Origin of the sequence: Flavobacterium sp. (assembly GCF_047602195.1) — a bacterium.
Classification (GTDB): domain Bacteria; phylum Bacteroidota; class Bacteroidia; order Flavobacteriales; family Flavobacteriaceae; genus Flavobacterium.
On sequence record NZ_JASGHW010000004.1, the window covers coordinates 1,788,069 to 1,812,500 of the forward strand.

Genomic DNA, 24,432 nt, shown 5'->3' on the forward strand with positions numbered 1-24,432 from the left:
CAATTTTTAGCTTCGCTCAGTTCGGCTGAGCCTCGGGTGGGCGTTGCGCTGGCTGGAGGTTTAGCCGGAATTAGAATTTCTGTCGAAGCCATCGCCGCGTTTTCCGCTCTATCTTTTTCTCCGTCCCGATGCTTCGGGACTTCAAAAAAGGATGCCGCTGCAACCGCTAACGCAACCGCTGCAAACTAAGGCGTCGGTTTCTCCGAATCGACTTTGGGCTTCGGTTGCGGATTGTTCTTATCATAATCCAAAGTCTCCTTCCGGATTTCCATCGGCACATTTTCCTTGGCCATTTCCGCCTTGCTTTGTTCGATGATCTTATCGTTGAGTTCGTTTTCCTCTGGCGGGAAAATATCGTCCTTGCTTCTGATGATCTCATCGCCGCGCCATACAAAACCACGTAGCTTCCGCGCATTTTCGGGCAAATCCTTTTCCGGGAAAATATCACCGTCCACATTCGTGAAAAATGTCATGGTGTCAATTTTGTTGCCGTCCATCGTCATGTTGATCTTGCTGCTCACATTCTTGTTGATGCCGATCAGCTCGTTTTTGTCATTGTACATATAATAAATGACCTCGGTGTTCTTGATGATGTCGGCTTCATACAATTTATTGTCGCGGAACTTGCCGTATAAATTGAGGCCCTTGACTTGGTTGTAACCTGTGCCGAGCGTGTCTTTCGAAATGATGAACGCATTGTTCAATACCTTGAGCGAATCGAGTTTTTCGGTCTGGTCGTTGCCGATCAGGTGCATCACATCGCCCGTCATCTGGTTGTCGAAATTCCACAAAATGGGTCGCCCGATGAGCTGCGTGATGTTGGTTTTCTGGCTCGAATGGATCGAATCGCATTTGCCTGCCAGATCGGTCTTGTAAAAACGCGCATTCTTGAACGCCCGGATGACGCGGTTTTCGGGCTTTCCGGTGATCATCAAAATCTTTCCATGAATGTAAACCGAATCCTTGTCGACCAAGTTGATCGCGACCGCGCGTTTGGTCACAAACATCGAATCTTTTTGCTTGAACACTTCGGCATAATGGCCTTTGACGATGCCTTTGTTGATCGTGTCGGTAATTTTGACATTGTTCGTCGCCGAGGCAAATTCAATCTTTCGGTCGTAATACAAACTGTCGCCCTCGATTAATCGGTCCTTGTATTTGATGTACGATTTTCGCAAAAAGTGTCCGACGTTTTTCTTGCTGTCGTAAAAACCTTTCTCGGTGTAAATGAAATTCTGCTCGCTCGTAATCGTCGATGGCCCAAATAAATAGGAGTGTCCCGAGTTGTTGAAATAATCCAAATGGTTCGATTTCAAGACGTATTTCGGATTCGTCAACGTCACCGCAGTCAAAAACTGGAATTTCTTCTGCGCGACATAATACCTTCCGGATTTACTTTTAAGGACATTTTCTTTGTTGGTAATCGTGCCATACGTATTGTACCAAGCTTCCTGCGTGTTGCGGTCGAAGTTGATCGTGTCGGTCACCAAGGTCATGTCGGGCGAGCGCATCACGACATTTCCGGTCGCAAAAGCCTGTTTCATGTTGCCGTTGTATTCGGCATATTTTCCGTTCAGGAACAAGGTGTCGCCTTGCACCATGCGTACATCGCCAAATGCCTTGATGTAATTTTCCTTCTGGAAATAATACGCCTTGTTGCAGTTCATGATGACACCGTCGTGGCTAATGCGCACGTTTCCGGATAGTAATAAAGCGTCAGGAATTTCGGCTTGGTTCACATCGCCAAAATCAGAATGCTCGATGACGATTTTTTTGGGTGATTCTGTGGTCATCCTTTGGGGAACTGCGGCCGTTTTCTTAGGAACCGTTTTTCCTTTTTTCGGAGCCTGCGCCCATGCGGCTGCTGAACCCAGTGTGAGGATTGCCATCAGAACAAAAAAGAAGAATCTTTTCAACAGAGAAATTTTTGCCAAATTTATGAAAAAGCCCTCTGTCCCAAGCCGGAATTAAGAATTATTTATACGCCGTCCGAATCTCCCTCGCAAATCTTTATATTTGTAAGCTTACGACCAAAAAAAGTTTCCCATGAAAAAAATCTTATGTGGCGCGGCCATCCTGCTTTCGATTACGGCCGGTGCCCAAAATAAATCCCAACCTGCCATGAGCGCTAAACCTGTTGACCAGCCTAAAAAAGCCGTCGTGTACCAAGTTTTTACACGTCTTTTTGGAAATAAAAATACGACCAATAAGCCTTGGGGTACGATTGCCGAAAACGGTGTCGGGAAGTTCAACGATTTCACCGATGTCGCGCTCAGGGAAATCAAGGATTTGGGCGTCACGCACATTTGGTACACGGGCGTTCCGCACCATGCCTTGGTCAACGATTATACCAAATTCGGTATTTCCAATGACGATCCCGATGTGGTCAAAGGCCGCGCAGGTTCGCCCTATGCCGTGAAAGATTATTACAATGTCAATCCCGATTTGGCGGTCAATCCGGCAAAGAGATTGGAAGAATTTGAAGCGTTGATTGCGCGAACGCACAAAGCCGGACTCAAGGTCATCATCGACATCGTGCCGAACCACATTGCGCGCAAATATGTGGGCAAAACCAATCCGCCCGGCGTTCGGGATTTTGGTGCAGACGATGACACTTCGGTCGAATACAAACGCGACAACAATTTCTATTACATTCCGGGACAAGCGTTCCAGGTGCCGACCTCGGACACGTACAAGCCGTTGGGTGGTGCGAAAAACCTGCTCGCCGATGGAAAATTTCCCGAAAATCCAGCCAAATGGACCGGCAACGGATCGCGCAAAGCCAAGCCCGAAATCGACGACTGGTACGAAACGGTCAAGATCAATTATGGGGTAAGGCCCGACGGAACCAAGGATTTTCCGTTGCTGCCCGAAGGTTTTGGCGAAAAATCCGTCAAGGAACATTTCGATTTCTGGCAGGACAAGGACGTGCCGAATTCCTGGAAAAAGTTCCGCGACATTGCCTTGTATTGGACTGCTAAAGGCGTCGACGGTTTCCGTTATGACATGGCCGAAATGGTGCCGTACGAATTCTGGAGTTATATGAATTCGGCGATCAAGATGAAAAATCCGAATGCGTTTTTGCTTGCCGAGGTCTACAATCCGAAGGAATACCGCAATTACATCCATCTCGGGAAAATGGATTACCTGTACGACAAGGTCGAAACCTACGACAAACTCAAGGAAGTGATCCAAGGCAAAAGTTTGCCCGACCCGATTTCGGACATCCAAAACGGACTGGCCGATATCGAGCACCACATGCTGCATTTCCTCGACAACCACGACGAGCAACGTTTGGCAAGCCCGGAATTTGCAGGGACGCCCGAAAAAGGAAAACCGCTGATGGTCGTTTCGGCAACCATCGGCACGTCGCCCACGATGGTGTATTTCGGACAGGAAGTAGGCGAGGCGGGCAACATCGATGGCGGGTTCGGCAAGCGTTCGCGTACTTCGATTTTCGATTATGTTGGCGTACCGAACCACCAGCGCTGGATGAACGGCGGCAAATTCGATGGCGGCCAACTCACGCAGTCCGAAAAAGATTTGCGGTCGTTCTACAAAAGCCTGCTCAATTTTACGCTCCACAGTTCGGCGATGATGGGTAAATTCCAGGATTTGCAACAAGCCAACCGCGACAAGACCGATGGATACAGCGAAGGGATTTATTCCTATGCGCGTTGGTCGGACAAACAGAAATTGGTCGTGGTCAATAATTTTTCGTGGGTCACCACGAGCACTTTCAGACTTAAAATTCCGGCCGATCTTATTGCGAAATGGAATTTGAAAGACGGCAATTATGTGATGCGCGAACAATTGAACAATCAATACAACGTATTGCTCACGGTGGCCAATGGAGAAGGTTCTTCGCTGATCGTGGTCAATCCTTCGGAATCTTATATTTTTCAGGTAATGGATTGATTAGAAATATGGATAAAAAAACGCCCTGATTACTCGGGGCGTTTTTTATTTATTTCATAATCGTTTGCTTTCGATCGGGGCCGACCGATACAATCTTGATCGGGACTTCGACTGCTGCCTCGATAAAAGCGATGTAATCTTTCAATTCTTTGGGCAATTCATCGTAGGAAGACATGCCGGTCAAATCGGCTTTCCAGCCTTTGCATTCGGTGTAAATTGGCGTCACATTCTCGGGTTCGATGTTGTACGGCAAATGGTCGATTTCCTGGCCTTGGTAATTGTAGGCCGTGCACACTTTGAGGGTATCAAATCCCGACAGTACATCGCCTTTCATCATCATCAATTGGGTCACGCCGTTGATGCGGATCGCGTATTTCAAAGCGACGAGGTCGAGCCAGCCGCAACGTCTTTTTCTTCCCGTAACCGAACCGAATTCGTTACCGATCTTGGCCATGATGTCGCCAGCTTCTCCGAAATCTTCGGTTGGGAACGGGCCGCTGCCGACACGCGTCGTGTAGGCTTTGAAAATTCCGTAAACTTCCTTGATTTTATTCGGTGCGATGCCGAGTCCGGTACAAGCACCTGCCGCCGTGGTGTTCGATGAAGTCACGAATGGATACGTTCCGAAATCCACGTCGAGCAACGAGCCTTGCGCGCCTTCGCAAAGGATTGATTTGCCTGCTGCCTGGGCGTTGTGCAAATATTCCTCGCTGTCGATGAACGTCAGTTTTTTGAGATCTTCAACCGCTTCGAAGAATTCCTTTTCAAGTTCGGGCAGATTGTATTGGATTGCCACGTCGTAGAACGCAATCATCGCTTCGTGCTTGTCGGCCAGGTGGCGGTATCTTTCCTTGAAATCGTCGAGTTCGATGTCGCCTACGCGCAGTCCGTTTCTGCCCGTTTTGTCCATATAGGTCGGGCCGATGCCTTTGAGCGTCGAACCGATTTTCGCTTTGCCTTTGGCCGCTTCAGAAGCCGCATCGAGCAAACGGTGCGTCGGCAAAATCAAGTGTGCCTTGCGCGAAATGATGAGTTTGTTTTTGATGTCGAGGTTGAATTTGGCCAATCCATCGATTTCGCTCTTGAAAACCACCGGGTCGATCACGACACCGTTGCCGATGATGTTGATCGAATTGGCGTGGAAAATCCCCGAAGGAATGGTTCTCAAAACGTGCTTGATGCCGTCAAATTCTAAAGTGTGTCCCGCATTTGGGCCGCCCTGGAAACGGGCAATGATGTCGTATTTTGAGGTCAGTACGTCGACGATTTTGCCTTTGCCTTCGTCGCCCCATTGTAATCCTAGCAGTAAATCTACTGTCATTTGTGTGTAGTTATGTAGTTAAAACTTCGTTATTCAATATTCGTTAATCGACATTCGACATTTTTTTAAATAATTCATTAACGAATGATGATTAACGAATGTCGAATGTTGAAGTTGGGTTCGCGTTAGGGATGGCAGTGGAAATCCTTTTCGCGGCCACAGCGCAGCGGAGGCCGTAAAAGATTGCAACGGATAGCCCGGCGGCGGCTTGACCAAACGTGAGGTTTCTCTACATTTTCCAGCCGACGCAACGCCCAATTATTCATAATTAGTCTAGTTTTCTGATTTTTTCTTCTGTCCGTAAAGGTACAGCGAATGGTTGTGGATCTCGATGTCGAAAATCTCCTCGATCGTCTTTTTGATCGACTGGATGCGCGGGTCGCAGAACTCGATCACCTCGCCCGAATCGGTCATGATGATGTGGTCGTGCTGTTTGTCGAAATAGGATTTTTCGTAATGCGCCTGGTTTTGGCCGAACTGGTGTTTGCGCACAAGTGCACAATCGAGCAACAGTTCGATCGTATTGTACAAGGTCGCGCGGCTCACGCGGTAGTTCTTGTTTTTCATCTTGAGATAGAGGTTTTCTATGTCAAAATGCTCCTCGCTGTCGTAAATTTCCTGAAGTATCGCGTAGCGTTCAGGCGTTTTGCGATGGCCTTTGTTTTCGAGGTACATCGTGAAGACGTTCTTGACGATTTCCTGATTTTTGCTGTTATCTACTGAGATGAGTGTCATGGGACAAAGGTAGTAATAAGTTGAAGAGTTTCAAAGCGGCAAAGTTGCAAAGAATTAAAGTTTTGAAGAAGTAATTAACAGGAATTTGGGCTTTGTCCATAAAGCTTTGGGATTAGCGCACACCGACTTCGGTTTCGAGTTTTTCCATCGTCTGTGCGATGCGCGTGATTTTGTCATCTTCGGTCTTGGCTGAGAAAATCCAGTCGGTGATTTCCTTTTTTTGGGCCGCAGAATAGCTTTCGAAAAGCTTGTGGATTTTGGGTTCTTCGCGCAGGCAGACCAGAAAATCCTCGGGAATCACCATTTGCGGTTCGTCCAGAAACAAAATGAGTTTGACCGTGTCACCTTCTTCCTTTTTGATCGCTTTGCGGATTTCGGCCTTGACCGCGAGAAACGTCCCTTTTTTCATCGCCCAGATGTGGACATCCTTGAGTTCGTAACTGTCGATAAAGCCACGTACACGTACGGTGCTGTTTTTCTTTTTGGGCAAATCCGGCATAATCGGCATCGTGATGAAGGTCCAGCCGCCTTTACCGGCAGATTTTTGGAGGAGGCAATGGTCGTCGAAGAAAGGTTGTTCCATTGTAAATTAGAAAATTAGGCAATTAGAAAATTAGTCAATTAAGCCAATTTTCTAATTGGCACATTTTCTCATTTTCTAATTCTTGTAAACACGGGTCACTTTATCGATTCCATCAATCTTCTTGATGTTGTCGATGAGTTTTTTCAAAATCGTATTGTTCTGAACGATGACCGCAACCTGTCCGTTGAAAATTCCGGCCTCACCGCTCAGGGAAATGCTCTGAATGTTCACGTGCATGTTGTTCGAGATCACTTTGGTGAGTTCATTGGTCAAACCGAGGGAATCCATTCCGGTGATGTTCAAAATTGCCTTGAATTCCTGCTGGGACGAATCGATCCATTTGGCTTGGATGATGCGGTAGGCATAATTCGATTGGAGCGAAATGGCATTCGGGCAATCCTTTTTGTGGACTTTGATGCCTTCATTGATCGTCACAAAACCAAACACTTCGTCACCCGGGATTGGGTTGCAGCAGGTCGACAGTTTGTAGTCGAGCTTGTCGTGTTCGGGTCCAAAAACGAGCATGTCGTAATTGGCCGAAAGTACTTGCTTGTGGATGTCCTCGTCGGCGGTGTGGTGCTTGCGCGTGATTTTGCTCTTGAAGAAATTCATGAGCGTGTTGCTTTTCTGCGAAGCATAATCCTTGAGTTGCTGGTTGTCGATCGCGCCGATCCCGACGCGGTAAAACAAATCCAGGCTCGTCTTGAGGCGGAAGAAATTGACCATTTCATTGACCACCTGTTCGTTCAAGGTTACCTTGAGGTGCTTGAGTTTTCGCGTAAGCAATTCCTTGCCTTCCTCGGCAATTTTCTTGGTATTTTCGTTCAGGACATTCCTGATTTTGTTCTTGGCGCGCGAGGTCGTCACATAATCGAGCCAGTTGATGGTAGGTTTTTGGTTCTGCGAAGTGATGACTTCGATCTGGTCGCCACTTTTGAGTTCGGTGTTGAGCGGGACCAATCGGCCGTTGACCCTTGTGCCTCTGGTCTTGACGCCAATTTCGGAGTGGATGCTGAACGCAAAATCGAGCGAAGTTGCGCCTTTAGGCAACGATTTGATTTCTCCTTTCGGGGTAAAGACGAAGATTTCCTTCGAATACAAATTCATTTTGAAGTCCTCGACAAAATCAACGGCATTCGTTTCCGAGTTTTCGAGCGCTTCTTTGAGCAGATTGAGCCAAACGTCAAGCCCGCTTTCCTCGGTCGCACCCTGTTTGTATTTGTAGTGCGCGGCGTAGCCTTTCTCTGCGATTTCATCCATGCGTTCCGAACGCACCTGGATTTCGACCCATCGGCCTTTGGGCCCCATGACCGTGATGTGCAAGGCTTCGTAACCGCTCGATTTGGGCGATGAAATCCAGTCGCGCAAACGGCTCGGGCTCGGACGGTAATGGTCGGTGACGATCGAATAGATTTTCCACGCGATGAATTTCTCGTCGTGCGGATTGGATTTGTAAACAATTCGGAGCGCAAACTTATCGTAAACTTCGTCGAACGAAACACCCTGCGCGAGCATTTTACGACGGATCGAATAGATCGATTTCGGACGGCCTTTGATCGTGTAGTCGATGCCTTCGGCGTCGAGCGATTGTTGCAGCACATCCGAAATGTCCTTGATGTAGGCGTCCTGTTCTTCCTTGGTTTCCTTGATCTTGCTGACGATTTCGTTGTAGACTTGTGGTTCGGTGTATTTCAAACCCAAATCCTCGAGCTTGGTCTTGATGTTGTACAAACCAAGGCGGTGCGCGAGTGGCGCGTAGATGTAAAGCGTTTCCGAAGCGATCTTGATTTGTTTGTGCTCGGCCATCGAATCCATCGTCTGCATGTTGTGCAAACGGTCGGCGAGCTTGATCAGAATCACGCGTACGTCGTCGTTGAGCGTGAGCAACATCTTGCGGAAATTCTCGGCCTGCATCGAAACATTCAAGTCCTTTTGAACTTGGGCAATTTTCGTGAGTCCTTCGACGAGTTGGGCGACTTTCTTGTTGAACATCTTCTCGATGTCCTCAACAGTGACTTCGGTGTCTTCTACCACGTCGTGCAGCAGCGCGGCGGCGATTCCGGTGGCACCGAGCCCAATTTCGGAGGCAACGATTTTGGCCACGGCAATCGGATGGAAGATATAGGCTTCCCCGGATTTGCGGCGTTGGTCTTGGTGCGCATCGACTGCGACATCAAAGGCTTTGCGGATCATTTTCTTGTCCTCGGCCGATAAGGTCTGGTAACTGATGCGGAGCAATTCTTTGTATTCCTGCGCAATCGCCTTGTTCTCTTTTTCAATATCAATCTCAACCATAGCTCAAATTACTTCAACGCCTAAAAATAGTGATAAGATTTGAGTTGTGCAAGTGATTTCGCGCCGGTGAAGATTCAAAATTCAGTGTTCGGTATTCGATATTCGCCATTGAGTTTTTTTGAATGTCGAATAACGAATAATGAACAACGAATATCGAAATAAAGGAAAAACTATTGGACTTTCTCTACACGGTAGAAATCCAAATCCTGAAAATCATAACTGAAATCGGTCAAAGGCGAAATCGGGTTCATTTTGATGTTGCTGTCATCGGGGGAAAACGTCAGGAAGGCATCGGCCAAAAAGCTGCGGTTGTCCCATTTGACGGCAAAAGTCTTGTCTTTGTAAAAGAAAACCTCTCCCACAAGCTGCGGCGAGCGTTTGGAGGCAAAGTAAAATTTGCCTTTCTTTTCCGATAAGGTGATTTCGCCAAACCAGTTGTCCTTGAACGTTCCGGTCAGTTTTTTGAGGTCGGGTTTGATTTTGTCCTTGGTGTTTTTGGCCACGGTCATCCAGACTTCTTCAGTGATTTTATCGGCATCGTCTTCTTTTTGCTGGCGTTGCTGGCTCAATTTGGCGATATGGTCGAAAGCCGGAAGCCCAAGGTAGCTGTCCTTGATCGTATTCGAGATCGATGTGAAAGCCGCACCCGATTGCTGGTTCGTGAGCACGATAATCCCGAGCCCGATTTCCGGAATCATCAGCACCTGCGTCACGATCCCATCGAGACCGCCCGTATGCGAGATCTGTTTGTAGCCATTGATGTCGGTGAGTTGCCAACCCAATCCATAGGTCTTGAAATTGGATTTATAAGGCGGAATCGGCGTATTGGGCATCAGCGTATTCGAAGCCCACATTTCTTTGTTTTGTTTTTCGGAAAACAGCACTTTGCCGTTGTCGTATTTGCCTCGATTGAGTTGGGTAATGACCCATTTCGACAGATCTTTCACGCTCGAATAGATCCCGGCGGCGGCATCGAATGTGCTGCCTTTGTAGCGCGAAATGGCTTTTAACTTGCCGTCGGTAGGGACGTGCGGCGCAATCACATTGGTCGTGTCCTTGAGCCGGGTAAAAGTCCCTGCGCTGTGGTCCATCTGCAATGGTTTCATGATGCGGTTTTCGATGAAATCGCACCAACTCATGCCACTGACGCGGTGCACGACTTCGCCGGCCACAATGTACAGCAGGTTGTCGTAATCGTATTTGGTCCGGAAAGCCGAGACCGGTTTGAGGAACTGCAAATTGTGGATGATGTCATCGGTGGTGAAGTTGTTGCGGTCGGGCCAGATCATCAAATCGCCCGCACCAAGCCCAAGTCCGCTGCGGTGCGTAAGCAAATCGCGTACGGTGAATTCGTTGGTCACATAGGCATTGTACATCTTGAATTCGGGAATGTACTTGATGACCTTGTCGTCCCATTGCAGCTTGCCTTCATCGACAAGCATCGCGAGCGCGGCGGAAGTAAACGCCTTGCTGTTGGAGGCAATCCCAAACAAAGTATTCTCGTCCACTTTCTGTTGGGTTGCAATCGATCGTACGCCGTATCCTTTGGAATGCACCACCTTGCCATCTTTGACAATGGCCACGGCAATTCCCGGGACATCAAATGTTTTCAGTGTTCTTTCGACCAATTCATCGACTTGGGGCGTCGTAATCTGAGCTGAGCTGATGCCGGAAGCCAGCAAAAGCAGGAACATTGTCTTTTTCATTTGTTCTGTTTTAGTTATTCCTGTAAACCCTCATGTCTACAGGGAAATCTAATCTGGTAATCTTATTTGAACCCGCGTTGCCTTTTGGCTTCGAAAGATCAAAATGGCGGCAGCCACCGAAACGTTCATCGAATCGATTTCGCCTTGCATTGGGATGATGATGTTTTGCGTCGCCGCATCGCGCCATTGCTGTGTCAAGCCCGTGGCCTCGGTTCCGACGACCAAAGCCGTTGGTTTGGAATAATCCTGTGTGTCGTAATTCGTCGAATTTTGTAACGTCGCGCAATAAAAATCGATGTTTCTTTTTTGAAGGAAATCGATGATTTCTGTCGTCGTTCCCGTAGCGATCTGGTTGGTGAACAAACAGCCCACACTCGAGCGGACGATGTTCGGGTTGTACAGATCACCTTTCGGGTTGGCGATGATCACCGCGTCGAGCTTGGCGGCATCGGCAGTGCGCAACAGGGCACCGATATTGCCTGGTTTTTCAGGCGCTTCGGCTACCAAAATCAACGGGTTTTGCGACAACTGCAAATCGGATAATTCCAGGGATTTGCTTTTGGCCACAGCAAGGACGCCTTCGGTCGTGTCGCGGTACGCCAGTTTTTCAAAAACTTCGCGGTTGATTTCGACAATCGGAATGCGTTGTGGGATGAGTTGGGAGATTTGGGTTTCGGAAATGAGTTCCGGATAGAAGAGGAGCGTCTCGATTTCATAACCGCCTTTGATCGCGAGCGCAATCTCACGTTGGCCTTCAATCAGGAAAGTGCCGGTTTGTTTGCGGGATTTTGCTTTTTCCTGCAATTGCACCAGCGATTTGATGAAAGGATTTTGTACGCTCGTAATCTGCTTCAATGGTGGCGGTTTAAAAAATGAGTCTGCAATATTAGGAATAAAAAGGCAATGTTTTTACGCTAAAGCCATTATACTGTGGGTTTTTTGGTAATTTTGCAAGGAATTAGTTCCAATCGGATGTTTTACCTGCTGGATATTATCGGTACAATGGCCTTTGCGATGTCGGGCGCGCTGACTGCGATGAACAAGAAACTTGACCCTTTCGGTGTGTTTATCATTGCTTTTGTCACGGCCGTTGGCGGCGGAACCCTGCGCGATACGTTGATCGGCAGGACACCGGTGGGCTGGATGCGCGACCTCAATTATGTGTATGTGATTTGCGGCGGATTTTTATTGGCAATCCTGTTCCGCAAGCGACTCGATAAATTGCGGACATCACTCTTTTTATTTGATACGATCGGGTTGGGCGTTTTTACGCTCATCGGATTGGAAAAAGGAATCAACACCGGTTTGCATCCCGTGATCTGCATCGCCCTCGGAACCATGACGGCCTGTTTCGGCGGGGTCATCCGCGATATTTTGTGCAACGAAATCCCGGTGATTTTCCGCAGACAGATCTATGCGACGATCTGCATCTTTGGCGGCGGTGTGTTCTTTATGCTCAAGGAATTGAAACTGCAGGACGACCTTTTGTACGTCATCACTTCGGTGGTCATTATCGTTATCCGGCTCATTGCGGTCAAATTCCGCTGGTCGTTGGCACCGCTCGAAAAATAATTACTGTTTGTAATACAGGTAGCCGTGCAAGGGTTTCGGGTACTCGGGATCGTTGAGTTCGAGTATGTAGAAATAAGTGCCATCCGAAGCCAACCCATCCAATATTTCTGGGCCTTCGTTGTTTCGGCCATCCCAATTTGGCATGTTGTTGTTGCCGCTCCACACCAATCGGCCCCAGCGGTTGTAAATCGAAAGTTCGAAATGGGTGAAAATATCGCGCAATCCTTCGATAAAAAAATCGTCATTCTTGCCGTCTTCATTGGCCGAGATAAAATTGTGCACCGTTGGCGGACATCGTTTGGAAATCAACGCAAATGAGGTCAGCGCATAACAATTCGGATTTTCCAGGCGCACATAGATGATTTGAGGGCTTTCGGCGGTGGTATAGGCCGCGCTGTTTTCGATGGGATTGGTGTTGTTTTCCGCATCCTGTTGCGAAGTGAAAAAATGCACCACATCATCGGGATCCTGTTTGGCCAATTGTTCATAATCCGAAAAATCGAAAGTAGTGCCCTCGCGTCCGGTATGGCAACCGGTTATTCCGGGCAGCAGGTTGAACTTGGGCGTGGAAAGCAAAGTGATCGCGATCGAGAAAGTATTGTTGTTTTCGTCCAATTCGGTTACCGTACCCTGTCCCGCAGCGTTTTGGTCAACCGCGAAAAACAGTTCGAAATCGTCGGGAATACTGTTGGGGATGTCGATTGAAACCGTATGGGATTCGCTTGCCCCGGGCAAAATTTCGGCAGTGGTTTGCGTGGTCAGCAGCGGAACATTTCCGGCATTGATGGTCACGAGCGTGCCCGCAGGCAAAGGATTGGTGCCGATATTCGAAACCGTATAATCCAGGCCAATCTGGCGCGCATCGCAACTGACCGGCGATTGCACCGCAGCGATAACCGCGTCGGGCAATTGGCTGTTGATCTTGGTCACCACCGTACTGACCATGACAAAATCAAAACCCGAAGTGAGCTGCACTTCTGCCGAAGTATCCCCGGCGTGTACATAATTCTCGATGTTGTAAAAATCGAGGTCCATGTTGTACAGCGTCGAGGAACCCGTAAAACTATTGGTGCCGTTGAATGCATTGTTCGCGGGATTGAGCGGCAGGTTGCTCAGGATGTTCCCGTTGATGCGCAGCGTTTCGTTGACCAGGTTGTAATCGTCGCCTTCCCAGGCCACCATGCCGATTTGCGCGCCCTGCGGATCGACCACATTGAGGTTGTCGAGCGTGATGTTGATGAAGTCGGGCATGCCTTGCAGCCCGTCGTATACATTGAGTTGGTTGATCGGGAGGCTGTCGTTGCCATATACGACCACGATGACCCAGCCGCCAAAATTGCCGCCAAATGAGCAATAATTGGGAATAATGGCCGTGAGATCGAGATCCGAAAAATTATAAACCCCATTCCCGGTGGCCTGTACCAAAGCCGTCACATCGGCAAAAGCACTAAAATGAGGCATGCCCGAAAAGGTCTGGATCACGCCGAATGTGCGCGAGGCATTGATCGTTTGTCCGTTGAGCTTGACATTGAAATCGCCCGTTCCGCTGCCGGCCCAATACAGATAGGCGCTTTCGATCGTATTGCCCGCAGGCAGATTTAAGCTGGCCGATGAAGCCGTGAGAATCGACGATGGGCATCCGCCATTGGGAGCCGGATTCAAGGTGTTGCCCACAAAAGTAAAATCGTATTTTCCGTAGAATTGATGGTACAAGGACACGTCTTGGGAAAAACCGGATGGGGCGATCATCAAAAGGACGCCCAGCAAAATGTAAAATGTACGGACCATTTGTTTGGTATTAAGTCTTGGTTAAATACAAAAAACCATGCAATGGGGCGGGGTAGTCGGGGTCGTTAAGTTCGAGGATGTAATAATAGGTGCCGTCGGGGCCGCGGCTGTCCATCGGGATAAAACCTTCGTTGTTGTCGCCGTTCCAGTTGGGCATGTTGTTGTTGCCCGTCCAGATCAAGCGGCCCCAGCGGTTGTAGACCGAAAGCTTGAAATTCATAAATATATCGCGCAATCCTGCGATGAAAAAATCGTCGTTCTTGCCATCTTCATTGGCCGAAATGAAATTGTACACCGTCGGCGGACAATTGCGAACTGCCACAAAAAAGGAACCAATCGCATAACAACCGTCGTCCACGCGAACGAAAATCTCCTTTGGGGTGTAAGGCGCGGTGTAATGTTGCGGATCCAGGATCGCATTGGTCTCGTTTTCGGCGTCTTCCTCCGATGGGTAAAAAGTCACTACGGCCGTGTCGCTCGAACTGACCAGATCGGCATAATGCGCAAAATTGAACACGCCTTTGGTCAGGCCGATGTTGCAACTGTACAACATATCGAGCGGATGGAGTTCGGGCAATATACGGAAGCTGACTTGCTGGGCAAAACTGTTGTTGGTTTCGTCCAATTCGGTCACGCCGCCTTCGCCCAAGCCGTTGTCGTCCACGACCAATTGGAGCTCGAAATCATCGGGAATCGTTTCGGGGATGAGTACCGAAGCCTGTCCGCTTTCGCTTTGTCCGATCGGGATAATCTGTGTGGTTTGTGCCGAATGTACGAACTGGCCGTCGGCATAAAACGCAATGCGCACATTGGCGGGCAATTCCTTGGTCGCGTTCAAATTCGAAACCGTGTAGTCGACGAGGATTTTTCGCGAACCGCAATTGACATCCACATCATCGATGACGACCGTGGCGTCGGGCAACTGGCTGTTGAGCTTGGTCACCACGGCATTGATCATCACCACGTCCTGTCCGGAGGTGAGCTGGATCTCGGCCGAAGTATCTCCGATATCGATGAATCCCTGGATGTCGTATACATCCAGATCCATGTTGTACAAATTGTTGGCGCCCGTAAAACTGTTGGTGCCGTTGAAGGCATTGTTGAACGGGTTCAGCGGCGGATTGCCCACGACGTTTCCGTTAATCGTGAGCGTTTCGTTGACTGCAATCGAACGGTCGCCTTCCCAGGCCACGAACCCGATCTTGGCCCCGTCGTTGTCAATTACATTGAGGTTGTCGAGCGTGATGTTGAGTTGGCTCGGTACGCCCTGCAAACCGTCATAGATGTTGAGTTGGTTGAGCGGCAAGGCGTCGTTTTTGTAGATCACGATGATGGCCCATCCGGCAAAATTGGTCGCATTGGCGCAGTAAGAAGTGCCATCGATCAGGAAAGGTGTGATGTCGAGTTCGGAAAGTAAATAGTTGCCATTTCCGGTGGCCGCGACTTGTGTCGTAACATCTTTAAAGGCACTGAAATAAGGCAATCCAGAGATGGACGAAATAAAACTGAAAGTACGATCGGGGGCAATACTGGTGCCGTTGAGCAAGATGTCGAAATCACCGGTGCCCGATCCGGCCCAATACAGATAAGCGCTTTCGATCGTATTGCCTGCCGCAAGGTTCAGCGTGGCCGAGGAAGAAGTCAGTGTTTCGCAAGGAAACCCAGTCCCGTTCTCGTGTATGTTGTGGGTATTGCCAAAAAACACAAAATCATAGCGCCCGTTGAATTGCTGGTACAAGGTCACATTTTGCGCAAAGGTGACACACGAAATCAGGCAAAACATAATAAAGACTAAGTTTTGTAGTTTTATTTTCACAGCGTTTTGGAATTAAAAGGTTTAAAGTTACTGAATTATTTTTTAAATCTCGGTGTTAACAAATGCGCGCATTCATATCAAATAATTGTTTAATTTTCCGGGGTCTAAACAGCACAGGTGAAAAACTACACGATCAGAAAATACCAGTCCAGCGATGCTTTGCAATGGAACGCTTTTGTCGATAAGGCCAAAAATGCGACATTTCTCTTTCATCGGGACTTTATGGAATACCATTCCGATCGCTTTATCGATCATTCGCTGCTGGTTTTCGACGCCCAAAAATTGGTTGCCATTTTACCGGCCAACCAAGTCGGCAGCGAACTCATTTCGCACCAGGGGCTCAGTTATGGCGGATTGGTCTATCCCGACAAGACGCGTTTTGAGACCGTGCTTTCGATTTTCGAACATCTGCTGGCTTACCTCGAGTCGCAAAACATCCAAACGTTGCACCTCAAACCCATTCCGGGGATTTACTGCAACCATTTCTGTGATGAAACAGCCTGGATGCTTTTTACCCTAAACGCCAAACTGTCCCGTAGGGATTGTCTGACGGTGATCGATTTGAAAAGACCGTTTGTGTATTCGGAAAATAAGATGCGCAATATCAAAAAGGCTGCGTCGATGGGATTTGAAGTGCGCGAGGAAACCGATTTCGGCCCATTCTGGAATGAAATCCTGATCCCGAACCTCAATGCCCGACACCATGTAGATCCGGTGCACAGCCTCGAAGAAATCGAACTGTTGCAGACGCGTTTCCCCAACAATATCCGCCAATTCAACGTTTACCAAAAGGGTCGGATCGTTGGCGGGGTAACCATTTTCGAAAGCCGATACGTTGCACATTGCCAGTACATTTCGGGCGATGCGCAAATCAATAAAATGGGCAGCCTCGATTTGCTGTTCGACCATTTGTTACAGCACACTTTCAAGGATAAAGATTATTTCGATTTTGGAATCTCGAATGAAAACCAAGGCAGGCATGTCAATGCAGGGTTGCTGCACTGGAAGGAAAGTTTCGGGGCAGGCATTGCGGTGCAGGATTTTTATGAAGTGGAAACCACCAATTTCAAACTATTAAGCGCAGTTTTGTTATGATCAAATTCCTCGACCTCCAAAAAATAAACGCGCCCTACCAGACGGCTTTCCAGCAAAAGCTCCAAAGCATTTCCGAAAAGGGCTGGTACATCATGGGCGATGAGGTCAAAAGTTTCGAACGCCATTTTGCCGACTATTGCGGCGCCAAACACTGCATCGGAGTGGGCAACGGGCTCGATGCGCTGGTACTTATTTTTAGGGGTTACATCGAATTGGGCAAACTCCAGAAAGGCGATGAGGTCATCGTTCCCGCTAATACGTATATCGCCAGTATTTTGGCCATTCTCCAAGCCGATCTGGTTCCGGTTTTGGTCGAACCCGACACCGATACCTACAACCTCGATCCCGATTTGGTCATCGCCAACCTGACGCCTAAAACCAAAGCGATCCTGGCGGTACACCTTTACGGCCAACTCGCCGATATGGCCGCACTCAATCGCATTGCCCATCAACACGGATTGCTTGTGATCGAGGACGCGGCACAGGCACAAGGCGCAACCAATACCGAAGGATTCAAGGCCGGAAACCTGGGGAATGCCGCGGGATTTAGTTTTTATCCGGGCAAAAACCTCGGGGCTCTGGGCGATGCCGGTGCCGTGACCACCAACGATCCTGAACTGGCCGCGATCATTTATTCGTTGCACAATTACGGATCGGCACAGAAATACTACAACGACCATCTGGGTTACAACAGCAGGCTCGATGAATTGCAGGCGGCTTTCCTCGAGGTGAAACTGCCAAATCTCGATGCCGAAAATGCGCAACGCAGAATGGTGGCCAACCAATATTTGTCCCGTATTTCGAATCCAAAGATCGTCTTGCCGGTTTACAACGGCGGACTGCACCACATTTTCCATGTGTTTGTCATCCGCACCGAAAATCGCGAAGCGCTGCAACACTATCTTTTGGAAAACGGAATCCAGACGCTCATCCATTATCCCGTACCGCCGCACAAGCAAAAAGCTTTGCCGCATTGGAACGATTGGTCTTTTCCGTTGACCGAGAAAATCCACCGCGAAATACTCAGCTTGCCGATGAGTCCAGTGATGGAGCAGCAAGAAATCGATTTTGTGATCCAAACCTTAAACGCTTACGTATGAGAAACCGGATTTTAAACTTTTGGTTTGTGACCCTGCGGATCGTTAAATTCCGCTGGCTTTCGGATTGCAGGAACGTTTCGGGCCAACCGAAATTGTACCATCCGTTGCTGCTCAAGGGAAAAGGCCGCATTGTGTTTGGTAAGGACGTTCAAATTGGTGTCATTGCATCGCCCGGTTATTTTTCACATTATACTTATGTCGAGGCCCGCAATGAAGACAGTCAGGTCATTTTTGGCGATCGCGTGGCGGTCAACAATAATTTTTCGGTACTTGCCTTTTCGAAAATTACCATCGGTGACGATGTACTCATAGGGGTGAATTGTTCGATCATCGACAGCGATGCCCACCAGCTCGACGCCGACAAAAGAAATACGGGTGTTCCTGTGAGCCGCGATGTCTTGATCGGTCAAAATGTATTCTTGGGTAATGATGTCACGGTGCTCAAGGGCGTTACCATTGGCCGGAATTCGGTTATCGGAAACGGTTCGGTCGTTACACGCGATGTTCCTGAAAACGTGATTGCCGCAGGGAATCCGGCGGTGGTAATCAGAAAACTATAGCTTTGAAAATCCTCAGACAAAATGTACTGCTCAAAGTGCTTTCACTGAATTCGATATCGGTGATGGTCAGTTTTGTGCTGGGCATTTTTTCGGCCAAAATCGTATCGGTTTTTCTGGGCCCGGCCGGAATGGCCTTGCTGGGCAGTTTCCGGAATTTCAGTGCGATGGTCAAATCGGTTGCGACTTTGGGCGTCAACAATTCGGCGATCCGGTTGTTTGTCGAAAACAAGGAGGACAGCAAGGCGCTTTCGGCGGTTTATTCGACCTTTTTTTGGTTGTTCCTGCTTGTATCTTCGGTTATGGCGGCGTTGCTGCTGCTTTTGGCCAATCCCATTTCGGCCTTTTTGTTTTACACCGACCATTATGCCATGCCCGTGCGGTTTTTCGGGATGCTGTTGCCGCTGATGGCCATCAACGCCTTTTGGATTGCCATTTACAACGGTTGGGCGAAATACAAGAAAATTGTGCTGATCCAGATCATTTCGAATGTGCTGATTTTTGCGTTCACGGGTTTGCTCATCTGGAAGCAACAGTTGTATGGCGGATTGCTCGCGATGGGGTTGGGCGAAGCCTTGCTGTTTTTGGTCACTTTTTTTTATGTGCAATCGGATCGTGCGTTGTTCCGTTTTGAACTCGTCCGCAAAATCGACCGCAAATACACGGGCGTGATCGGAAAATTTTCGGCTATGGCCTTGCTGAGCGCCATCCTGATTCCGTTGGTGCTGATTTTGGTCAGGAACCACATTGTAGACCGATGGGGGGTCGAACAGGCAGGCATCTGGGATGCGGTCAACCGGCTTTCGGGATTTTACATGACCTTGTTCAGTTCGGGCTTGTCGTTGTATTACATGCCCAAGCTGGCGTCTTTGCACACCGAATCGGCATTCAAGGGCGAACTCAAATCTTATTTCCGCAGCTTTATCCCGTTGTTTGTGTTGATGCTGTTGCTTCTTTTTGTTTTCAAGGATGCGGTGCTGGCGCTGGCTTTTACCCAACAATTTGCCGCAGTCAATGAATTGTTGATTTGGCAGATGCTCGGTGATTTGGTCAAAATGATGACGTTGGCTTTTGGTTTTCAGATTTTAGTCAAGACCAGGATGCGCGACTATTTTATTGTTGAATTGGTGTTCAATGGATGTTATTTGTTGTTGTCATTTTTGTTGGTCAGGGTGCATGCGGTGGAGGGTGCGCTCCAGGCTTATTTTCTGGCGAATGTTTGTTCGTTTGCCGTGATCGTTTGGCTTTTTCGCGGTTTGTTTCGTGGCAATTCAACATCCCAAACCCAATGATCCAAGATTGTATGGCATTTAGAAAAGGCTTACATTTGGGCCACACAAACCAACTATGAACCCAATCCTGATTACACTGCCCAAGGCCGAAGATCCGTTTGGCAATTACGCCATCATCGAAGGCGATACGCTTCCGTTTGCCGTCAAGCGGGTGTATTATTTATACGACATCCCGAGCGGTGCCGAAAGGGGCGGGCACAGTCACATCGAGCAGCAGGAGTTTTTGGTTGCTGTAGCGGGAAGTTTCGATGTGATTCTGGACAACGGATCGGAAAAAGTGAGCGTCACACTCAACAAACCCGATAAAGGTTTGCTGATTGGCACCGGAACCTGGCGCGAACTCAATAATTTTTCGGCCGGGGCGGTTTGCCTGGTCATGAACTCCGGGCTGTTCGACGAAGCCGATTACATCCGGGAATATGAGGATTATCTCAAATCGGTAGGCGAGTAAATGCTACGAAATGAAACAGTTAAAATGGAATGAAATTTTATCTGCTATTTTTCACAAAAAAATGTTTCCGAAATCAAAAAAGGTTTCTATATTTGCAACCGCATTGAGAAATTAATGCCCGACTTATTGGAGAAATGGCAGAGTGGTCGATTGCGGCAGTCTTGAAAACTGTTGACTGTAACAGGTCCGGGGGTTCGAATCCCTCTTTCTCCGCGAAGAAAAACCGAAACGAAAGTTTCGGTTTTTTTGTTTCCTGCCGCGTCGAAAACCACAGGTTTTTGTAAGCGGCGGGAAACAAAAAAACCAAGCGCTTGCGAAGCGCGGTTTTTCTTCGTGCAGGATTTCCCCAAACGGGATCAACGCAGCTAATCCCCTAAAACCATTTTTCAACGGAGCTGATGATAAATGTTTTTTTCATCCAAAATCGCACAGCTAACACTCAATCCCTATCTACTCCCGTCGCATCGGCTGCAACAACAAACCACCCGGATTGCTTTTTTGAAAAACATGGGTCGATGCAACCGTTACCCGTGACGCTTTCGCACCCATCAAATCGGCTTCTCTTTCCAGGCCCGAATCGTCATTGATGTTGATTTTGCCCTTCAGTTGCAAGGTCGGTCTCACACGTCCCTGTTTTTGCTGTACCACATGCCAGGCTTCATGCGGCAGGTGTTTTTCCTGTCCAGGCGCGAGATGAATTTGGGTGCCCTGCGCATAGGCGTGCGCATTGAGCCGGGCGGGTTGTGCCGAATTGTAATGCACTTTTACATCGTCCATGGCATGACCGGACAGATTTTCAATCCCCGATTTCAAGGCATCTGGCAAACCGGTATTGTTGGGTTTCCGCTGGAGAATGGTTCCACGGTTGTCCACAAGCGAAAAGCCCTTGTTGCCAACGCTGCTCGCGGAGGCGGGCTTGATTGTCGGGAAATTTTTTTGGCGTTCGTAATGGGTTCTCATGTCAGTGTGCAGCAGTGCTGTCTTTTATGATTGTACTCTGAATAAACACCTCAAGTTCGCTGTGACTGCCATTGAAAACGTCACAATCGAAATGCTCGCCTTCAAACGAATAACTTTCGGATCGTTGCCACATCATCCATTTTTGGTCCCAGGCATTGGGAATGTTGTGCGGAGTCAGTTTTTCGACATAAGCGGCAATCCACAACGGATAGACGGCGAAGGCAGGCGAGTTCAGGTATTTGTTCCCCGTGCTGCGGTCGGCGTAGATCATCGGGGTGCGCCCCGTCATTTTTTGGACGGCACTCAGAAAAATGAGGATGTTTTTTTGCACCGTCGCCAAATCCGAAGCGCTGCAATCATCCATACTGCCGTTTTCGATGTCGAGTACCGGCGGCAACTGATTGTTGTCGAGGAATTGCTCGGCGAGGATCACCTGGCTGAAATGTTGCGCCTGCGCCAACGGATCGAGTTCGCAATGGTAAAAATGATAGGCGCCGCGAACCACTTGCTTTTGCTTGAGGATCTGCGCGTTGCCCTTGAACCGCGAATCGATGATGCTGATGCCTTCGGTGGCTTTGCAAACGACAAACTTGACGAGGGTTTTAGGATTCTTGACTTTGTTGAGGATGTTGCCCTGGTAATGCGAAATGTCCACGCCATACACCACCGAATCCTTGTGCTTGCTGTCAAGGTTGGCCAAATCCTTATTTGCCGTAGCCGTCGAATCTTTGGCCGTGGCGTTTGCAGATGGGTTGGCTGGAGTTCCCGAAGCCGATGCACCAGAAGTCGCACTTGTGCCGATGCCAAACTCCGAAGCCATGAAAGGCTTGATCTTGGCATGATAAGCCCAATCGGCCAAAAACCAAAAGGCGAGTACGAGCATAATTTTCTTGAGCATCATTCTTTGTTGGGATTTAAATGTTGGCCGGAATCATCAAGGCTTAATCATGACGGTTTTGTTTTCCTTTTTGAATTCCCGTTTGATGCCTGTAAACAGTTCTTGCCGGCTGACCACCGTATCTTCCCGGCGAATGGCGGACAATGCGCAATACCGCAAGATATTGATGATGGCGCCTCCCGAAAGTTCATAGTCCTCGGCAATCTGGTACAAATCGATGTCTTCGGACAACGTGCAGGTGCCCGAAAAAGCATTTTGCCACAATTGGTACCGTTCTTCCGCCGAAGGCATGTTGAAATGGATGATCGACTGGAACCGCCGCGTAAAAGCCTCGTCCATATTCGCCCTGAGATTGGACGCCAGGATGACCACGCCCGGAAAATCCTCGATCTGTTGCAGCAGGTGCGCCGTTTGTTGGTTGGCATGACGATCATTCGATGAATTGGCGGCTGTCCTTTTCCCAAAAAGTGCATCGGCTTCATCGAAAAACAAGATCCAGTTTTTGTCGCGCGCCATGCGAAATACCGCAGACAGGTTTTTTTCGGTTTCGCCGATGTATTTCGAGACGACCATCGACAGATCAATCCGGTAGACTTCCCGTCCCGAAGTCTTGCCCAACAACGTAGCCGTCAGTGTCTTTCCCGTTCCCGGAGGTCCATGAAACAACGCACGGTAACCGGGCTTGATCTTGTGCCGCAACCCCCAATCGTCCATGAGCGTGTCGCCGTGTTCGAGCCAGGTATGGATTTCGGCCACCTGATCCATGACCAGATCGTCGAGCACGATATCGTCCCAATCCTGGGGACTGGTAATGCGCTGTGCCGGGAAATCGCTGCGGTGTTCGATGGGCAATTTTTCACCGGTCAGGAAATAGTGCAGCCACCATTGGCTCAAACCCAGGATACCGTTGAACCGGGGCATATTTTCATCGGTCGCGGCCAAATGCAACACCGCTTCGCGGAACAGCAGGTTTTGGCGGCTCAAGATATTTTCGACCGTGGGCCGCATCTCGTCATCGGTGGCGCTGAGCAGGAAGCAAAGGGTTTGTCCTGTGGGAATAAAACCGCTGTGGTTTTTATCGACTGCCCCACCAAACTCGGTAAAACCGCGATCGTAGATTTGGTTCTTTCCAAAGAAAATATCGAGTGCTTCGGGCCTCAAATGCGGGGCAAGACAAAGCGCAATGGCCAACCGGTTGAAAAGATCGAGGCCCCATTTTTTAACGATCAAGGCGTAAGGTGCCGTTTCCGAATCCAAATCGGGAGGCGGAATGTCCAGCCAATGGCGTTCGTGGCCTTCCTGCAACAAATAGCTGCGGATGACCTGGTCGATTACTTTTTGCAGCCAGTCGATCTCATCGAACAGCACAGAAATGTTGGATCTAGACGCCATAATTCGGGAATAGTTTTTCGATGTCTTCCGCGTTGGCGTCGGTCCATTTGAAATAGGCCAGTGCCGTGTTGGGGTTGAGCTGGTTGCCTGGCAACAAATCGAGCACCGATGCCTGTGCCGCATGCGAGAACGGCGCGGCATAAACGGGAAGATTGTGGTGGAACTTAAAATCGTAAAAATCGGCGGCCCATTCATTTTGCAACGAACGCTGGCTAATCAACTCCTCGACAATTACCTCTATTTTTTCCTGTTGGACGATGAGTTTCTTAGCCCTGAAAAAGCAAGGTCTTCGTTTGGATTCCCTGAAATAATATTCGATGTCCTTCGATTGGATGGTCTTGGTGGCAGCATCGCCGAAAATATCCGTCAGGCCATAGTTTTGGGCATCGGTAGCGATTTCAAGTTCGCCGTTGACCCCGCCAGAGACGGCCAAAGTCCAGTCGGAAGTACTGGCCGTTTCGGTAACCAGGTACAGATCGCGGAACGAGTGATGGGTTTGCGTGAGCTTGAGGATCAGTTCATTTTGCAAGGCACTCCAGTTGGCAATTTTAACCGATTCGGGTTCGTGGGCCCTGAACAGAAAACTACCCTGCGACTCAAAGGCCAAGATTTGTTTGCTGAATTCAAATTCGCCTTCCAGCGCGCTGTGGCCGGTTCCCCTGCCGCAATAGGGTTTGGAAACCCCATCGCCGAAATGCCATCCCTCGGGGTTTTGCCGGATGCCGTGCTCAAAGATGGCTTTTTCGGGGTCCACTATGCCCGAAGTAAAAATATTGCCGATAAAGAACATTTCGCCGCCCCTGATCTGAAAGAAATCGCCGGGATAGGTGTGGTGGTTGAGCGGTTTGGCTGGGATAAAACCATGGGTCCGCGCAAAGAAACTTCTGTAAAATTTGCGGTAAGCCGTGTTCATTGATGCAGTTTTAAAGGAGCCCGAAAAAATTCCAGGCCCC

At 48.9% G+C, this 24,432-nt stretch carries 19 protein-coding genes, 1 tRNA gene and 1 pseudogene; 8 read left to right on the forward strand and 13 right to left on the reverse strand.

Annotated elements, in window-relative coordinates:
• Window positions 1-185 precede the first annotated feature (185 nt).
• Window positions 186-1,793: an OstA-like protein gene (locus QM717_RS14135; protein WP_415040135.1), complete on the reverse strand. Its 1,608-nt coding sequence runs from the start codon at window positions 1,791-1,793 to the stop codon at window positions 186-188.
• 328 nt (window positions 1,794-2,121) lie between these two features.
• On the opposite strand from QM717_RS14135, the gene QM717_RS14140 reads away from it, so the two are divergent.
• Window positions 2,122-3,918: an alpha-amylase family protein gene (locus QM717_RS14140; protein WP_415040137.1), complete on the forward strand. Its 1,797-nt coding sequence runs from the start codon at window positions 2,122-2,124 to the stop codon at window positions 3,916-3,918.
• 49 nt (window positions 3,919-3,967) lie between these two features.
• On the opposite strand, the gene QM717_RS14145 is transcribed toward QM717_RS14140, so the two are convergent.
• From QM717_RS14145 to QM717_RS14170, 6 genes and pseudogenes are all read right to left on the reverse strand, one after another.
• The gene (locus tag QM717_RS14145; protein WP_415038342.1) at window positions 3,968-5,239 is read right to left on the reverse strand and encodes an adenylosuccinate synthase; all 1,272 of its coding nucleotides are present in this window, start codon (window positions 5,237-5,239) and stop codon (window positions 3,968-3,970) included.
• Window positions 5,240-5,512: 273 nt separating this feature from the next.
• Window positions 5,513-5,974: a Fur family transcriptional regulator gene (locus QM717_RS14150; RefSeq protein WP_091140252.1), complete on the reverse strand. Its 462-nt coding sequence runs from the start codon at window positions 5,972-5,974 to the stop codon at window positions 5,513-5,515.
• A 112-nt stretch (window positions 5,975-6,086) separates the two neighbouring features.
• Window positions 6,087-6,557 carry a YdeI/OmpD-associated family protein gene (locus QM717_RS14155; RefSeq protein ID WP_415038344.1) on the reverse strand — a complete coding sequence of 157 codons (471 nt, stop codon included), beginning with the start codon at window positions 6,555-6,557 and terminating at the stop codon, window positions 6,087-6,089.
• A 75-nt stretch (window positions 6,558-6,632) separates the two neighbouring features.
• Window positions 6,633-8,852, reverse strand: coding sequence for a RelA/SpoT family protein (locus QM717_RS14160; RefSeq protein WP_415038346.1), 2,220 nt, complete (start codon window positions 8,850-8,852; stop codon window positions 6,633-6,635).
• Between the two features lie 170 nt (window positions 8,853-9,022).
• Window positions 9,023-10,558, reverse strand: a complete 1,536-nt coding sequence (locus tag QM717_RS14165; protein WP_415038348.1) for a serine hydrolase — start codon at window positions 10,556-10,558, stop codon at window positions 9,023-9,025.
• A gap of 62 nt (window positions 10,559-10,620) precedes the next feature.
• A pseudogene (locus tag QM717_RS14170) lies at window positions 10,621-11,413 on the reverse strand (TrmH family RNA methyltransferase).
• A gap of 117 nt (window positions 11,414-11,530) precedes the next feature.
• Here QM717_RS14170 and QM717_RS14175 point away from each other — a divergent pair.
• Window positions 11,531-12,130, forward strand: a complete 600-nt coding sequence (locus QM717_RS14175) for a trimeric intracellular cation channel family protein (protein WP_415038350.1) — start codon at window positions 11,531-11,533, stop codon at window positions 12,128-12,130.
• Here the strand turns inward: QM717_RS14175 and QM717_RS14180 are convergent, their stop codons facing one another.
• Complete coding sequence (locus QM717_RS14180) at window positions 12,131-13,918, reverse strand: gliding motility-associated C-terminal domain-containing protein (RefSeq protein ID WP_415038351.1); 1,788 nt, start codon at window positions 13,916-13,918, stop codon at window positions 12,131-12,133.
• 10 nt (window positions 13,919-13,928) lie between these two features.
• A complete protein-coding gene (locus tag QM717_RS14185) occupies window positions 13,929-15,701 on the reverse strand; it encodes a gliding motility-associated C-terminal domain-containing protein (protein WP_415038352.1) in 1,773 nt (590 codons plus the stop codon).
• 150 nt (window positions 15,702-15,851) lie between these two features.
• Here QM717_RS14185 and QM717_RS14190 point away from each other — a divergent pair, with 150 nt between their 5' ends.
• From QM717_RS14190 to QM717_RS14215, 6 genes are all read left to right on the forward strand, one after another.
• A complete protein-coding gene (locus QM717_RS14190) occupies window positions 15,852-16,829 on the forward strand; it encodes a GNAT family N-acetyltransferase (protein WP_415038354.1) in 978 nt (325 codons plus the stop codon).
• Window positions 16,826-17,929 (forward strand): DegT/DnrJ/EryC1/StrS family aminotransferase, encoded by a 1,104-nt coding sequence (locus tag QM717_RS14195; RefSeq protein ID WP_415038356.1) that lies wholly within the window; start codon window positions 16,826-16,828, stop codon window positions 17,927-17,929. Before QM717_RS14190 ends, QM717_RS14195 begins: the two co-directional genes overlap by 4 nt.
• Window positions 17,926-18,489: an acyltransferase gene (locus tag QM717_RS14200; protein WP_415038357.1), complete on the forward strand. Its 564-nt coding sequence runs from the start codon at window positions 17,926-17,928 to the stop codon at window positions 18,487-18,489. The genes QM717_RS14195 and QM717_RS14200 overlap by 4 nt, the downstream gene beginning before the upstream one ends.
• 2 nt (window positions 18,490-18,491) lie before the next feature.
• A complete protein-coding gene (locus tag QM717_RS14205) occupies window positions 18,492-19,778 on the forward strand; it encodes an O-antigen translocase (protein WP_415038359.1) in 1,287 nt (428 codons plus the stop codon).
• A 55-nt stretch (window positions 19,779-19,833) separates the two neighbouring features.
• Window positions 19,834-20,229: a sugar 3,4-ketoisomerase gene (locus QM717_RS14210; protein ID WP_415038361.1), complete on the forward strand. Its 396-nt coding sequence runs from the start codon at window positions 19,834-19,836 to the stop codon at window positions 20,227-20,229.
• Window positions 20,230-20,357: 128 nt separating this feature from the next.
• Window positions 20,358-20,442 (forward strand) — tRNA-Ser (locus QM717_RS14215).
• Between the two features lie 237 nt (window positions 20,443-20,679).
• Here the strand turns inward: QM717_RS14215 and QM717_RS14220 are convergent.
• The 4 genes from QM717_RS14220 to QM717_RS14235 are packed head-to-tail and all read right to left on the reverse strand — an operon-like array spanning window position 20,680 to window position 24,392.
• Window positions 20,680-21,189 carry a DUF4157 domain-containing protein gene (locus QM717_RS14220; protein WP_415038363.1) on the reverse strand — a complete coding sequence of 170 codons (510 nt, stop codon included), beginning with the start codon at window positions 21,187-21,189 and terminating at the stop codon, window positions 20,680-20,682.
• Window position 21,190: 1 nt separating this feature from the next.
• Window positions 21,191-22,090 (reverse strand): glycoside hydrolase family 25 protein, encoded by a 900-nt coding sequence (locus QM717_RS14225; RefSeq protein WP_415038365.1) that lies wholly within the window; start codon window positions 22,088-22,090, stop codon window positions 21,191-21,193.
• 33 nt (window positions 22,091-22,123) lie between these two features.
• Window positions 22,124-23,479, reverse strand: coding sequence for an ATP-binding protein (locus QM717_RS14230; protein ID WP_415038366.1), 1,356 nt, complete (start codon window positions 23,477-23,479; stop codon window positions 22,124-22,126).
• Complete coding sequence (locus QM717_RS14235; protein ID WP_415038368.1) at window positions 23,469-24,392, reverse strand: hypothetical protein; 924 nt, start codon at window positions 24,390-24,392, stop codon at window positions 23,469-23,471. The genes QM717_RS14230 and QM717_RS14235 overlap by 11 nt, the downstream gene beginning before the upstream one ends.
• Window positions 24,393-24,432 lie beyond the last annotated feature (40 nt).

Bases quoted from the DNA above. Each gene is read 5' to 3' on its own strand.
- QM717_RS14160 (WP_415038346.1), bottom strand. From the start codon at position 8,852: ATGGTTGAGATTGATATTGAAAAAGAGAACAAGGCGATTGCGCAGGAA.
- QM717_RS14150 (WP_091140252.1), bottom strand. From the start codon at position 5,974: ATGACACTCATCTCAGTAGATAACAGCAAAAATCAGGAAATCGTCAAG.
- QM717_RS14195 (WP_415038356.1), top strand. From the start codon at position 16,826: ATGATCAAATTCCTCGACCTCCAAAAAATAAACGCGCCCTACCAGACG.
- QM717_RS14220 (WP_415038363.1), bottom strand. From the start codon at position 21,189: ATGAGAACCCATTACGAACGCCAAAAAAATTTCCCGACAATCAAGCCC.
- QM717_RS14165 (WP_415038348.1), bottom strand. From the start codon at position 10,558: ATGAAAAAGACAATGTTCCTGCTTTTGCTGGCTTCCGGCATCAGCTCA.
- QM717_RS14175 (WP_415038350.1), top strand. From the start codon at position 11,531: ATGTTTTACCTGCTGGATATTATCGGTACAATGGCCTTTGCGATGTCG.
- QM717_RS14235 (WP_415038368.1), bottom strand. From the start codon at position 24,392: ATGAACACGGCTTACCGCAAATTTTACAGAAGTTTCTTTGCGCGGACC.
- QM717_RS14145 (WP_415038342.1), bottom strand. From the start codon at position 5,239: ATGACAGTAGATTTACTGCTAGGATTACAATGGGGCGACGAAGGCAAA.
- QM717_RS14155 (WP_415038344.1), bottom strand. From the start codon at position 6,557: ATGGAACAACCTTTCTTCGACGACCATTGCCTCCTCCAAAAATCTGCC.
- QM717_RS14135 (WP_415040135.1), bottom strand. From the start codon at position 1,793: ATGACCACAGAATCACCCAAAAAAATCGTCATCGAGCATTCTGATTTT.
- QM717_RS14140 (WP_415040137.1), top strand. From the start codon at position 2,122: ATGAGCGCTAAACCTGTTGACCAGCCTAAAAAAGCCGTCGTGTACCAA.
- QM717_RS14180 (WP_415038351.1), bottom strand. From the start codon at position 13,918: ATGGTCCGTACATTTTACATTTTGCTGGGCGTCCTTTTGATGATCGCC.
- QM717_RS14225 (WP_415038365.1), bottom strand. From the start codon at position 22,090: ATGATGCTCAAGAAAATTATGCTCGTACTCGCCTTTTGGTTTTTGGCC.
- QM717_RS14185 (WP_415038352.1), bottom strand. From the start codon at position 15,701: ATGTTTTGCCTGATTTCGTGTGTCACCTTTGCGCAAAATGTGACCTTG.
- QM717_RS14200 (WP_415038357.1), top strand. From the start codon at position 17,926: ATGAGAAACCGGATTTTAAACTTTTGGTTTGTGACCCTGCGGATCGTT.
- QM717_RS14210 (WP_415038361.1), top strand. From the start codon at position 19,834: ATGAACCCAATCCTGATTACACTGCCCAAGGCCGAAGATCCGTTTGGC.
- QM717_RS14230 (WP_415038366.1), bottom strand. From the start codon at position 23,479: ATGGCGTCTAGATCCAACATTTCTGTGCTGTTCGATGAGATCGACTGG.